Below are 13,694 nucleotides of genomic sequence, written 5' to 3'. Positions count from 1 at the left end.
CTTAGCGGAGTCGGAGGGCCTTCATGACCTTGAGGCTGCGGGTCATGAACGCCGCGTACTTCTCGTCGTCCATGCCCAGCGAGGGCGCCATCGGGAGCAGCCGCTGGTGGGCGACGGTCTGGGCCTCGGTGTACTTGAGGATGCCCTCGGAGCCGTGGCGGCGGCCGAGGCCGGAGTCCTTCATGCCGCCCATGGGCGCCTGGGCACTGCCGTAGGCGGGGGCGTAGCCCTCGTTGATGTTGACGGTGCCGGTGCGCAGGCGGGCGGCGACGGCGTGGCCGCGGCGGGAGTCCTTGGTCCAGACACTGGAGTTCAGGCCGTACGCGGTGGCGTTGGCCTCGGCGATCGCCTGGTCCTCGTCGGTGAAGCGGTAGATCGAGACGACGGGGCCGAAGGTCTCCTCGCCGCAGACCGCCATGGGGGCCTCGACGCCGTCGAGGATGGTGGGCTCGTAGAAGAGCGGGCCGATGTCGGGGCGGGCGGTGCCGCCGGCGACGAGGGTGGCGCCTTTGGCCACGGCTTCGTCCACGTGCCGCTGTACGGTCTCCAGCTGGCGCTCGCCGACCAGGGAGCCCATGTCGGCGCCGTAGGCGAGGGAGGCGCCGAGCCGCATGGCCTTCGTACGGGCGGCGAACCGCTCGACGAAGGCGTCGGCGATCGAGGCGTGGACGTAGAGCCGCTCGATGGAGATGCAGAGCTGTCCGGCGGAGGAGAAACAGGCACGGACGGCGCCCGCGGCGGCCTTCTCGATGTCGGCGTCGTGCAGCACGAGCATGGCGTTCTTGCCGCCGAGTTCGAGGGAGACCCCGACGAGGCGGTCGGCGGCGCCCCGGGCGACCTCGCGGCCGGTACGGGTGGAGCCGGTGAAGGAGACGTAGTCCGCGTGCCGGACCACCTCGGGGCCGACGACGGGGCCCTCGCCGAGGACGATCTGGAAGACCTCGGCGGGCAGGCCGGCCTCGATCAGCAGGTCGCGGGCCCACAGGGCGGTCAGCGCGGTCTCGGTGTCGGGCTTCATGACGAGCGCGTTGCCGGAGACGAAGGCGGGCAGGGAGTCGCCGACCGACAGCTCGAGCGGGTAGTTCCAGGGGGCGATCTGGCCGACGACCCCGCGCGGCTGGCGCAGCTCGGTGACCTTGGTGAGGGTGGGCATGGCGCCGGTGTGGCCCTTGGGGCGCAGGTATCCGGGGGCCTTGCGTCCGTAGTGGCGGGCCGAGACGGCGACCGCCTGGACCTCCTCGTGCGCGTGCAGGCGGGCCTTGCCGGTCTCCAGCTGGATCAGGTCGAGGACCTCGGCCTGCCGGTCGAGGACCAGGTCGTGGAAGCGCAGCAGGACCGCCGCCCGCTTGGCGACGGGGACCGCCGCCCAGGCGGGCTGGGCGGCGCGGGCCCGGTCGAAGGCCTCGGCCACGTCCTCGGGGGTGGCCTCCGGCAGCTCCGCCAGCCGGTCCCCGGTGAAGGGGGTGTGGTTGGCGGTGCGGCCGGATCCGATCACTCCGCGGGTCAGCCGGGCGACCAGGTCGGGGGTCACCACGTCGGCGGCGGTGCGGGCACCGGCCGGGGCCGGGGCGACCGGGTTGGTGGGCTCCGGTGCGGTCCGGAGGGGGGCGGCGGGGGCCTGCGAGTCCGTCATGCCGGTGAGCGTATTGCGCCGGACAGCCTTTGGGTACCCGCCGGTAACCGGATTTTGCCATTTCCGCCAGCGATTGCTGGCAGGGTGCCGGAACCGCGGCGGATCAGGGCTTCCCGGCGGGCGGCTCCCAGCCGCTGAGCACGATGTCGAACTGCTGGCGGGTCTTGTCCCAGTCGGCGACCGGGCTCGACATGTAGATCGCGTACTCGGTCTCGTCCGGGGCGACGTACATCTGTTCCTTGGCCCTGCGCGGACCGGGGTGGTTCTGCTTCTCCGTCCAGCTGAAGTCCCAGAGCGCGGCCCGGGTGCTGCCCTGGAAGGTGTTCTGGTTCAGCTGATGCTTCTTGTAGTCCGTCCGCCCCGCCACCTGCCGCTCCAGGTCCAGCAGGTGCGCGTACGGGTCCTTGTAGTCCGGGCTGGGATCGGCGGCGATCCGGATGAAGTGCTTCCCGTCGTCCGGGGTGTAGTCGATCTGGTCGCCGTTCGCCTGGCGCTTCCAGCCCTCCGGGACGAACAGCGTGAAGCCCGCGATCGGGTCGGTGACCCTGGTCCAGCCGGCCGGTGGGGTCGCCGTCTGCGGCTTCCCGTCGTCGCCCGACTGTCCGCCGGTCGAGCTGGCGACCTTGTCAGGGTCACCCTCCTTGCCCTGGTCCCCGGTGTACCTGAGCACCCCGAACACCCCGCCCCCGCCGAGCAGCGCCGCCACCAGGGCCACGACCACGGCGCGCCCGCCCCAGCCCCGGGCCGGGTCGACGGAGGAAGCCGCCGTCGCCACCGTCGCCGTGGGCGGGCGGGTGGGGGGCTCCGGCAGCGCGGTCGTCTGCCCGACCTCGCCCTGCGGCGCGGGCGCCAGGGCCGGCTCCTGCGCCGGGGCGAGTTCCTCCGAGGTCACCGCGCGGGTGGGCACGTACGCCTGCGCGGCCTTCGGCTCGCGGCCCTCCATCGCCTCCAGCAGCATCCGCTCGGTCTCCTCGGCCGAGGGGCGCTCCGTCGGATCCTTGCGCAGCAGGGCCGTGATGACCGGCCCGAGCGCTCCGGCCTGGCGCAGCGCCGGCGGCTCGTCGTTGACCACGGCCTGCAGGCTGGAGATGGGCGACGTACGGCGGAACGGCGAACGGGCCTCCACCGCCGTGTAGAGGGTGGCACCCAGCGACCACAGGTCGGAGGACGGGTCGGGGATGCCGCCCGTGACCCGCTCGGGCGCCAGGTAGTCGATGGAGCCCACGATCTCGCCGGTGCGCGTGATCGACGAGTCGCCCTCGATCGCGGCGATCCCGAAGTCCGTGAGCAGCACCCGGCCGTCCTTGGCGAGCAGCACGTTGCCCGGCTTCACGTCACGGTGCAGTACGCCGACCGCGTGCGCGGCGCGCAGCGCGCCCAGCACGTGCAGGCCGATCCGGGCCGCCTCGCGGGGCTCGATCCGCCCGGCCGCCTTGGCCGCGTCCGCGAGGGAGGGCCCGTCGATGTACTCCATGACGATCCACGGCCGGTCGTCGTGCTCCAGGACGTCGTGGACGGTGACGACCGCCGGGTGCTGGATCCGGGCCGCGGCCCGGGCCTCCTTCTGCGTCCGGGCGTGCATGACGTCCCGGTCGGCCTGGGCGACGTACAGACCCGCCGTCAGTTCCTTGACGGCGACGGTCCTGTGGAGCAGCTCATCATGCGCACGCCACACCTTGCCCATGCCGCCCCGGCCGATCGGCTCGACGAGCCGGTACCGGCCCGCCAGCACGGCGCCCCCACCTGTCTGCTGTTCCACGAAATCCCGCCGCTCTCTGCACTTCAGGCCAGATTACGGAGCCCGGAGGGGCTGCCGGAACCGCCCGGGCGCCGAAAGACGGCACTGTGACGCAATCGCCGTACTGATCGGTCGTCAGTATCCGTTCAACCGCCCGCCTTGTAACTCGCCGTGGCCTTCTCGAAGACCTCGGTGACCTTGGACTGCTCGTCCTCCGGACCGGTGACCAGGACGACGTGGTAGCTGCCGCCCAGCGCCACGACGAAGTTGCGGGCGAAGACGTTGCGGCCGGTCCCGTCGATCCACGTGTACCGGCCCGTCGCCCGCAGTTGCTGGCCCACCTTGGTGGTCTTCACATCGCCGACGGTCGACCAGGTGGACGTCCGGTACGGGGTCAGCTCCGGCTCCTTGTCCTTCTGGTACGCCGCCGGATCCGGATTGCCCTGGACCTTGTCGCGGCCGGGGACGACGGTCAGCACGAACTGCCCGTCGGCGTACCGGACCTGACCGGACTCATTGATTCCGCGCCGCTCCCAGCCATCGGGCACCGCGATCTCGAAGTGCTCCGGGTCCTGTTGGGTGGTGTAACCGGCCGGGGCGGGGGCCGGGGCGGCCGGTGATCCGGCGGGCGCCGTCGTCTGCGGGGCCGGCTTGGACTCGGGCGTGCCCGAAGGGACTTGGGAGGGGCTCGGCTTCGCCGGCCCTTGCGAGCTGCCGCCCTGGGAAGCGCCCGCGGGCTCCTGGTCGGCGGCCCGGGGCAGGAACAGCATCGCGTACGCCACGCCGCCGGCGAGGAGGACCAGGATCCCGACGAGCAGGGTCCGCCCGAGGGCGCGCGGCTTACGGGGGCCCGCGGGGTTGCGGTGGCGCCCGTGGACCTCACCGCGGCGGCGTACGACGGGCAGCCGCGCCGGATCCGGTTCCGCCATCGCAAGCGCCCCGAAGCCGGCGTCCGGCTCGGGGGCGGACCGTACGAGCGACCGCAGCCAGCCGCGCAGCTCCTCGAAGTCGGGCCGCTCGGTGGGGTCCTGACGCAGCAGCGACTCCACGATCGGGCGCAGCGCGCCGCACTCCTCGGCGAAGGCGGGGGGCTCCGCGCAGACCATCTCGACCAGCTCGGCGGCGTTGTCCTCCGGGTACGGGGCATGCCCCTGCACCGCGCGGTAGAGCAGCGCGCCGAGCGCCCAGAGGTCGGTGGCGGGCCCGACGGGGGCCGCGAGCTGCCAGTGCCCGTGGACGGGGCCGGCCTGCTCGGGGGCCCACCGCTCGGTGACGGCTCCGACGACGGCCATCCGGGTCTGCCGCGCGCGCTCGGCGTCCAGGCCGGTCCGCGGCCCGGACCAGCCGTCGCCGGTGGGCTGTGGCCGGTCGGGGGCGGCCGGCGCCGGGGCGTCGGCCTGCCGGTAGCCCTGGGGCAGGGCGAGTTGGGCGGGCAGGGCGGGGCGCTCGGGCTGCGCCTGCGGTGCCTGCTCCGGCTCCGGCTCCGGCTCCGGCTCCGGCTGGGGTACGGGTACGGGCTCCGGGGTGGTCGCGGGTACGGGCGCGGGAAGCTCCGCCCGGCGGGGGGTCGCGCCGTGCCAGGGGGCGCCGGCACCGGCCTCCGGGCCGCCGTACGGGTACGAGTACCCCTGCGGGAGGGTCGACCCCTCGGGGCGGCGCTCCGGCGGCGCACCGGCCTCGATCTCGGCCGCCGCCCCGCCCCTACGCTCCTCGATCACCCGGGCGGCGGCGGCCCGCGCCCCGGCCCGGTAGGCGGCGACGACCCCGGCCCGCGCGGCGGCCTGGACGTCGGGGCGGTCCTGCGGACGGCCGGGGGTGATGTGATCGGTGTACCGCGGCCCGGTGTCGTATCCGGGGGCCACGAGCGGCGCGTACGCGACGTCCACCGGACCGGCGCCGGCCGGAGCCGGGACCGGATCAGCGACCGGATCCGGAGCTGGGACGGGCGGCGGAGCCGGGACGGGGGCGGCGACTTGGGCCGGAGCCAGGGCCGGAGCCGGAGCCGGAGTTGGAGCCGGGGCGGTGGCGGTACCCCATCCCGCTCCTCCTCCGCCGACGGTCTCCTCCGCGCTCGGGACGGGGTCGTACCCGCACAAGGCCTCCTCCGCCGCGCCAGCCGCGAGGCCCGTCAGCACGACGCGGCCGTCCTCGCACACCAGCACCGTCCGGACGGTGATGTTCCGGTGCGTCCAGCCGTGCGCGTGCAGCACCCGCAGCGCGGTCAGCACGTCCGACGCCACTTCGGCGGCCCGGTAGGGGCTCAGCGGTTCATCGGCTATCAGCGCGGCCAGCGGCCGGGCCGGGACCAGTTCGCTCACTATCCACAGCGACTCGCCTTCGGCGAACACGTCGAAGACCTGGTCCAGCCGCGGATGGTCCGGGATCGAAGCCGCGGCCTGCGCGGCCTCGATGGCGCGGCGCACGGCCGGCAGATCGGCGGGCGAGCGGCGCGCCGCCGGGACGGCCCGCGGCCCGTCCAGCAGCTCCGCGTCCACGACCTCCGGCAACGGCACCTGCCGTACCAGGACTTCCTGCCCGCTGCGCGTGTCGAAGGCGCGGGTCTCTATCAGTTCGTACTCATCGGACGGCGGCAGGGGCAGACGGTAGCGGCCGGCCAGGATCCGGCCCGCGTACTCCTCCACATCGCCTCCCCCGAGTGCGGCGGGCTCCCCATGGCCCCTCCGACACGATACGTCGCCAGGGCCGCCCGCGTCCCGAGGTCAGCCGAGCGGCTGGAAGGTCTCGAAGGCGACGTTGCGCATCTGGGTGCACTCGGGGCCGTCCCACTGGTCGGCGGCGCAGCTGATCATGATCGCGTAGCCGTGCGTCGCGTCCAGCTTGAACCCGCGGTTGAGCACGCGGACCTTGATGCCCTTCTGCTCCCGCTCGAACTCCCAGTCGGCGACCGTCGGATAACCCCGGTAGTCGACCACGTCGATGCGGATCTGGCGGTATCCCTTGCTGCCGCTCGCCACTCCGGGAACCGACTTGATCCAGGCCAGGCGCGCGTCGTCGCCAGGCTTGCCGGTGTAGTCGACCTGGATCCGCGGGAAGCCGCCGCTCTCGCGGGCGTATATACCGCCGGAGTTGTCGCCCGCTATGGCGATCTGCTTGAAGCCCTCGGGCATCGCCATCGAGAAGTGGAACCCGAACTCCTGAAGCAGGGCGTATCCCGCCGGAAGTGCGCCGCCGACCCCGCCGGACGTGACGCCCTGGCCTTGGCCCGCACCCTGGGACTGCTGGCCCTGGCCCTGCTGGCCACCGGGGGCGGTACCCGTACCGGCACTGCCGCCACCGGCCGCCTCGCCCGTGTTCCCCGAGGGCTTCGGGGAGGTCTCCCCGGTCCCGCCGCTGGCGCTGCCGCTGCCGCTGCCCGGGTCCTTCGGGGCCGAGGCCGCCGGAGTGGGCTTGCCGTCGCCCTTGCTCTCGTCCTTGGTGCTCTTGTCGTCATCACCGCTGAAGGCGTAGGCGATGAGCGAGCCGACGACCGCCAGCACCACGACCAGGGCCGTCGCGGCGAGCACGATGGTGCGGCGCTGCATGACGTCGGTGAGCGGAGCCTTGACGGGGGACGGCTTGGACTTCGGCGGCTCCGCGGCGGATACGGCCGTGGTGGCGGCCGCGGCCGTCGCCGCCTTGCGGGCGGCCTTCAGCGCGGCGCGGGCGCGGTCGCGCTGCTCGCGGTCGCGCCGCTCGCGTTCCTTCTTCGCCGCCCGCTCGGCCGCCTTCTCCGCCTTGTCCGCGGCGGCCTTCTCCACGGCCTGCTTGGCGTCGGCCAGCGATATCTGCCGGGTCTCCTCGGCCGCCGGAGCCGCTACGGGGGCGGGCGCGGGCTCGGGCGCCGCGAGGACGGCGCTCAGCATCGCCCGGGTGCGGGCTTCGTCGAGCCGGTGGGTCGGGTCCTTGGCGAGCAGGCCGTAGATGACCTCGGCCAGCGGACCGGCGTTCTTCGGCGGGTCCACCGGCTCGGTCATCACCGCCGTGAGGGTGGCGAGCGCGGATCCCTTGTCGTACGGGGGCACTCCCTCGACGGAGGCGTACAGCAGGCCGCCGAGCGACCACATGTCGGCGGGCGGGCCGGGCTTGTGGCCGCGGGCACGCTCGGGGGAGATGTAGGAGGGGGCGCCGACGAGCATGCCGGTGGAGGTGACGGAGGGGTCGCCCTCGACCTGCGCGATGCCGAAGTCGGTGAGGACGACACGGCCGTTGCCGGCGATGAGCACGTTCGACGGCTTCACGTCGCGGTGCAGGATGCCCTGGCCGTGGGCGGCGCGCAGCACGTCGAGCACCGCCAGGCCGACCTCGGCCGCGCGGTGCGGGGTGAGGGGGCCGTTCTCCCGTATGAACTCGGCGAGCGAGGGACCCTCGATGAGTTCCATGACGATCCACGGACGGGCGTCCTCGTCGACGACGTCGTAGACGGTGACGGCGCCGCCGCTGCGGATCCGGGCAATGGCCTTGGCCTCGCGGAGGGTACGGGTGATGAGGCGTCGCTTCTCGTCCTCGTCGACCCCGGTGCTGAAACGGAGCTCCTTGACGGCGACGGTCCGGCCCAGGGTCTCGTCCTGGGCCCGCCAGACGGTACCCATCCCGCCCTTGCCGAGCACAGCCCCCAGCCGGTACCGCCCGGCCAGCAGCCGTCCCTCGTCCTGCCCGCCCTCGGCGGCCCTGGCCGCGGCGGCCTTGACGGCGGCGGCCATGGCATCGGCCTTCTCGACGACGGGATTGACCACCTCTCCCCCCGCCTTGGGCGCGGGCACGTCCTTGCGCAGCCCCGGCTCGGCAGCCGCGGACTTCGGGTCCTCGGGCTCGGCCACCGGCTTCGCCTTGGGCGCGGGCACGTCCTTGCGCAGCCCCGGCTCGGCAGCCGCAGGCTTCGGGGTCTCGGGCTTCGCCACCGACGCGGCGTCGGCCGCAGGCTTCGCACCCTCAGGCTCCGCCGCAGGCGGCCCGGCAGGCGCAGCGTCAGCCGCCGGCTTAGCGGCCTCGGGCTTCGCCTTGGGCGCGGGCCCGTCCTTGCGCAGCCCCGGCTTGCCGGCCGCAGGCCTGGCGTCCTGGGTCTGTGCCACGGACGCAGCATCAGCCGCGGGCTTCCCACCCTCAGGCTCCGCCGCAGGCGACCCGGCAGGCGCCCCAACAGGTGCGTCCGAAGGCACGGCACCAGCCGCAGGCTTCCCACTGCCGGGCTTCGCCGCAGGCGACCCCACAGCCGAAGCCGCGGCGCCAGCCCCAGACTTCTCACTGCTGGGCTTCGCCGCAGGCGACCCGGCAGGCGACTCGGTGTGCTCCGGCTTCGACATGCGTCCCCTCTGCGATCGTGCCGCTGCTCCGCCTGCCCCAGCGGCTGAGCGACCCGGCGGCCGGGGCCCGTGGTAACCCGCCCCGGCAGAACCCTCATTCTTCCTCACTCCGCAACGGACGGGCGCCCCGGGTCCGCGGTTCCCCCCTCCACATCCCGGAGTTACAACGGAACGATGTCGGGCGCGCCCAGCCGCGCCGCGTCCGCCGTCTGGTCGTCCGGCTGGCGCTGCGATTCCCGCTCCGCCTGGACCCGCTTCTCGTAGTGCTCCACTTCCTTCTCGATCTGCTGCTTGTCCCACCCCAGAACCGGAGCCATCAACTCCGCGCATTCCCGCGCCGACCGCGTCCCCCGGTCGAAGGTCTCGATCGAGATCCGTGTCCGCCGCGTCAGTACGTCGTCCAGATGGCGGGCCCCCTCGTGCGAGGCCGCGTACACGATCTCCGCCCGCAGGTAGTCGTCCGCCCCGGACACCGGCTCACGCAGTCCCGGATCGGCGGCCATCAGGTCCAGCAGTTCCTCCGTCAGTGACCCGAAGCGGTTCAACAGGTGCTCCACCCGCACCACATGAAGCCCCGTCCGGGCCGCGATCCGCGCCCGCCCGTTCCACAGCGCCCGGTATCCCTCCGCCCCCACCAGCGGCACGTCCTCCGTCACGCATTCCGCCACCCGCTGGTCGAGGCCGTGCACGGCCTCGTCGACCGCGTCCTTCGCCATGACCCGGTACGTCGTGTACTTGCCCCCGGCGACCACCACCAGCCCCGGCACCGGGTGTGCGACCGTGTGCTCGCGCGACAGCTTGCTCGTCGCGTCCGACTCCCCGGCCAGCAACGGCCTCAGGCCCGCGTACACACCCTGGACGTCGTCGCGCGTGAGCGGCACGGCCAGCACCGAGTTCACGTGCTCCAGCAGGTAGTCGATGTCCGCGCTCGACGCCGCCGGGTGCGCCTTGTCCAGGTCCCAGTCGGTGTCCGTGGTCCCCACGATCCAGTGGCGGCCCCACGGGATGACGAACAGCACCGACTTCTCGGTCCGCAGGATCAGTCCGGTGCTCGAATGGATCCGGTCCTTCGGTACGACCAGATGAATGCCCTTCGAGGCCCGTACGTGGAACTGGCCGCGCTCCCCGATCAGCGCCTGGGTGTCGTCCGTCCACACCCCCGTCGCGTTCACGACCTGCTTCGCGCGGATCTCGTACTCGCCTCCGCCCTCGACGTCACGCACCCGCGCGCCGACCACCCGTTCGCCCTCGCGCAGGAAGCCGATGACCCTCGCCCGATTGGCGCAGTGCGCCCCGTACGCGGCGGCCGTCCGCACGAGCGTGGTGACGTAGCGTGCGTCGTCCATCTGGGCGTCGTAGTACTGCAGGGCCCCCACCAGCGCGTCCTTGCGGAGCGCCGGCGCCACCCGCAGCGCGCGCCCCCGCGACAGGTGCCGGTGCACGGGCAGGCCGCGCCCGTGGCCGCTGGACACGGACATCGCGTCGTACAGCGCGACGCCCGCCCCGGCGTAGAGCCGCTCCCAGCCCTTGTGCTGCAGCGGGTACAGGAAGGGCACCGGCTTCACCAGATGCGGGGCGAGGCGCTCCAGCAGCAGCCCGCGCTCCTTCAGCGCCTCGCGCACGAGGGCGAAGTCGAGCATCTCCAGGTACCGCAGACCGCCGTGGATCAGCTTGCTGGAGCGGCTGGAGGTGCCCGAGGCCCAGTCCCGCGCCTCCACCAGGGCGGTCGACAGGCCGCGCGTCACGGCGTCGAGCGCGGTGCCGGCGCCCACCACGCCCGCACCCACCACCAGCACGTCCAGTTCCCGCTCGACCATCCGGGTGAGGGCCTCGGCCCGCTGCACCGGCCCCAGTGTCGCTGTCCTCACGGCTGCCTCCCGTTGGTGCGGATGAGATCCCGCTCACATGCCCCGTTCCACGATTCTGACCGCCCGCACCCACATCAGCCACCGCCTGTGGACAACACAACGGTGATGTTCACTCCGGAATGCGACATATCTGTCATATATAAGCCTAGTCTGACATTGCGCCAGCTCCCCTGCCCCCCGGAGAACTTGCGCGGCAGCCCCCTCATGTCAGGGAAGGGACGGCACCCCCATGCCCGCAGATCTCGCCGTCATCGGACTCGGCCATCTCGGCCTCCCACTCGCCCAGGCGGCCGTCGCCGCCGGAATCGAGACGGTCGGCTACGACAGCGGTCCGGTCACGGACTCCACCCTCACCGCCGCCGAGATCCGCCGCATGTCGGCGGCCGGCTTCCGGGTCACCACCAACCCCGCCGAGCTCGGCCGGGTCCGCACGGCCGTCATCTGCGCCCCCACCCAGCTCGGCGCCGATCGCGCACTGGACCTCTCCGCCGTCGGCGAGGCCGGCCGCGCGCTCGCGGCCCGGCTGCGCCCCCACACCACCGTGATCCTCGAATCCGCCGCCCACCCGGGCGTCACCGAGGACTACCTCCGCCCGATCCTCGAAGCCGGCTCCGGGCTGCGGGCGGGCCGCGACTTCCACCTGGCCTACTCCCCCAGCCGCCTCGACCCGGGCAACCGCACCCACGGCATCTCCAACACCCCCAAGGTGATCGGCGGCCTCACCCCCGCCTGCACGGAGTCCGCGCACGCCTTCTACGCCCGCCTCACCGAGAAGGTCGTCCGCGCCCGCGGCCTGCGCGAGGCCGAGACCGTACAGCTCCTCGAAACGAACTACCGCCACGTCAACATCGCCCTCATGAACGAGATGGCGGTGCTCTGCCACGACCTCGGCGTCGACCTGTGGGACGTCATCCGCTGCGCCGAGACCAAGCCGTACGGATTCCAGGCCTTCCGCCCCGGCCCGGGAGTCGGCGGCCACGGCGTCCCCCTCGACCCGAACTACCTGCCCCACACCACGCGCACCCCCGGCCACCCCCTGCGCATGGTCGGACTGGCGCAGGAGATCAACGACCGGATGCCGCAGTACGTCATCCAGCGCTCGGCCACCCTGCTGAACGAGCACGGCAAATCCGCCCGCGGGGCCCGCGTCCTGCTCCTCGGCGTCACCTACAAGCCCGACCTGGCCGACCAGGAGGGCTCCCCGGCCCGCGAGATCGCCAGCCGCCTCCTCGACCTGGGCGCGCTGATCAGCTACCACGACCCGTACATCACGGGCTGGCGGGTCAGGGACCAGCCGGTCCCCCGCGCCGAGTCGCTCTACGAGGCCGCCGCGAACGCGGACCTGACCATCCTGCTCCAGCACCACCGCACCTACGACCTGCAGGGCCTCGCCGTGAAGGCCCAGCTGCTCCTGGACACCCGCGGCGCCAGCCCGGTGGGCGCCGCCCACCGCCTCTGAGCTCCGGAAATCCCCCTGGCACGTGCGCTCGGATCCCTGGGGGGATTTCCCATGAGCCAGAACTTCACGCCGCCTTCCGGACGGCCCGGAAGGCCGGCCACTGACGCACCGGCGGCCCACGGGGCGCTGAGCAGGCACGACGGGCCCGGAAACGGCCGCCGATCCAGGCCGACGGGATCCGCACCGGTCCATACGATCCGCGCGTGCCCGCTCACACCCCGACCGGTCGGCCAGTGTGCGAACCCGCCGACCGCATGCCCGCCCTCGCGGCCCTGAGGACGTCCGCGACTGGGCCCGAACGCGGTCCTGTGGATGACCAGCGACACCCTCCCAGAGGGCCTGGACCACCTCTCGGTCCACACCCGCGAACACCTCGACGCCGTCGCCGCCCAGCTCAACGGCCGCCCACGCAAAACGCTCGACTGGGAAACCCCAGCCGAGCGCCTGCATAAACTGCTCGCGGCCTGATCAAACCGACCACGTGTTGCCACGACCGCTAGAAACCGCCAACGGGGATCGGGCCCTTCGGCATGTGCGGCCGGGAGTCAGCGGCTGTGCTGCGAGTCCGCGATCGTGACCTCGACCCGCTGGAACTCCTTGAGCTCGCTGTAGCCGGTGGTGGCCATCGAGCGGCGCAGGGCGCCGAAGATGTTCATCGAGCCGTCCGGGGTGTGCGAGGGGCCGGTGAGGATCTCCTCGGTGGTGCCCACGGTGCCGAGGTCGACCTTCTTGCCGCGCGGCACGTCCTCGTGGACGGCCTCCATGCCCCAGTGGTTGCCCTTGCCGGGCGCGTCCGTGGCACGGGCCAGCGGGGAGCCCATCATCACGGCGTCCGCGCCACAGGCGACGGCCTTCGGGATGTCGCCGGACCAGCCCACGCCGCCGTCGGCGATGACGTGCACGTAGCGGCCGCCGGACTCGTCCATGTAGTCGCGGCGGGCCGCGGCCACGTCCGCGACGGCGGTCGCCATCGGGACCTGGATGCCGAGCACGTTGCGCGTGGTGTGCGCGGCGCCGCCGCCGAAGCCGACGAGGACACCGGCCGCGCCGGTGCGCATCAGGTGCAGGGCCGCCGTGTAGGTGGCGCAGCCGCCGACGATGACCGGGACGTCGAGCTCGTAGATGAACTGCTTGAGGTTCAGCGGCTCGGCGGCGCCCGACACGTGCTCCGCGGACACCGTGGTGCCGCGGATCACGAAGATGTCCACGCCCGCGTCGACGACGGCCTTGGAGAACTCGGCCGTGCGCTGCGGGGACAGCGCGGCGGCGGTGACGACACCGGAGTCGCGCACCTCCTTGATGCGCTGCCGGATCAGGTCCGCCTGGATCGGGGCGGAGTAGATCTCCTGGAGGCGGCGGGTGGCCGCGTCCTCGTCCAGCTCCGTGATCTCGTCGAGCAGCGGCTGCGGGTCCTCGTACCGGGTCCACAGGCCTTCGAGGTTCAGCACGCCGAGGCCGCCGAGCTCGCCGATGCGGATGGCGGTCTGCGGGGAGACGACCGAGTCCATGGGGGCGGCGAGGAACGGGAGCTCGAAGCGGTAGGCGTCGATCTGCCAGGCGATCGAGACCTCCTTCGGGTCCCGGGTACGCCGGCTCGGGACGATGGCGATGTCGTCGAACGCGTACGCCCTGCGGCCGCGCTTGCCGCGCCCGATCTCGATCTCAGTCACGTGTGGTGGCCTTTCCTCTGGGTCTG

General features: G+C 73.1%; 7 protein-coding genes and 1 pseudogene. 2 read left to right on the top strand and 6 right to left on the bottom strand.

Going from position 1 to position 13,694, the window contains the following annotated elements:
- Nucleotide 1: 1 nt before the first annotated feature.
- The 5 genes from ACZ573_RS01325 to ACZ573_RS01305 all read right to left on the bottom strand — a co-directional run bounded on the left by ACZ573_RS01325 (nucleotide 2) and on the right by ACZ573_RS01305 (nucleotide 10,539).
- Nucleotides 2-1,633, bottom strand: coding sequence for a succinic semialdehyde dehydrogenase (locus tag ACZ573_RS01325; RefSeq protein ID WP_471297570.1), 1,632 nt, complete (start codon nucleotides 1,631-1,633; stop codon nucleotides 2-4).
- 103 nt (nucleotides 1,634-1,736) lie between these two features.
- A complete protein-coding gene (locus ACZ573_RS01320; RefSeq protein ID WP_471297568.1) occupies nucleotides 1,737-3,392 on the bottom strand; it encodes a serine/threonine-protein kinase in 1,656 nt (551 codons plus the stop codon).
- Nucleotides 3,393-3,517: 125 nt separating this feature from the next.
- Complete coding sequence (locus ACZ573_RS01315; RefSeq protein WP_471297566.1) at nucleotides 3,518-6,013, bottom strand: protein kinase; 2,496 nt, start codon at nucleotides 6,011-6,013, stop codon at nucleotides 3,518-3,520.
- 78 nt (nucleotides 6,014-6,091) lie between these two features.
- Entirely contained in the window at nucleotides 6,092-8,440 is a 2,349-nt protein-coding gene (locus ACZ573_RS01310) for a serine/threonine-protein kinase (protein ID WP_471297564.1), read from the bottom strand.
- Nucleotides 8,441-8,832: 392 nt separating this feature from the next.
- The gene (locus ACZ573_RS01305; RefSeq protein ID WP_471297562.1) at nucleotides 8,833-10,539 is read right to left on the bottom strand and encodes a glycerol-3-phosphate dehydrogenase/oxidase; all 1,707 of its coding nucleotides are present in this window, start codon (nucleotides 10,537-10,539) and stop codon (nucleotides 8,833-8,835) included.
- Between the two features lie 229 nt (nucleotides 10,540-10,768).
- Here ACZ573_RS01305 and ACZ573_RS01300 point away from each other — a divergent pair, with 229 nt between their 5' ends.
- Both ACZ573_RS01300 and ACZ573_RS01295 read left to right on the top strand, forming a co-directional pair.
- Nucleotides 10,769-11,998 (top strand): nucleotide sugar dehydrogenase, encoded by a 1,230-nt coding sequence (locus tag ACZ573_RS01300; RefSeq protein ID WP_351159899.1) that lies wholly within the window; start codon nucleotides 10,769-10,771, stop codon nucleotides 11,996-11,998.
- Nucleotides 11,999-12,328: 330 nt separating this feature from the next.
- Nucleotides 12,329-12,466 (top strand): annotated as a pseudogene (locus tag ACZ573_RS01295) (IS30 family transposase); the annotation flags it as partial.
- A 77-nt stretch (nucleotides 12,467-12,543) separates the two neighbouring features.
- Here the strand turns inward: ACZ573_RS01295 and ACZ573_RS01290 are convergent.
- Nucleotides 12,544-13,668, bottom strand: coding sequence for a GuaB3 family IMP dehydrogenase-related protein (locus tag ACZ573_RS01290; RefSeq protein WP_189733282.1), 1,125 nt, complete (start codon nucleotides 13,666-13,668; stop codon nucleotides 12,544-12,546).
- Nucleotides 13,669-13,694 lie beyond the last annotated feature (26 nt).

This window comes from Streptomyces sp. NPDC040545 (assembly GCF_055595065.1).
This window is presented reverse-complemented; position numbering and strand designations above follow the sequence as displayed.

Excerpts from the sequence above, each read along its gene's own strand:
- ACZ573_RS01325 (WP_471297570.1), bottom strand. The coding sequence starts at position 1,633 with ATGACGGACTCGCAGGCCCCCGCCGCCCCCCTCCGGACCGCACCGGAG.
- ACZ573_RS01300 (WP_351159899.1), top strand. The coding sequence starts at position 10,769 with ATGCCCGCAGATCTCGCCGTCATCGGACTCGGCCATCTCGGCCTCCCA.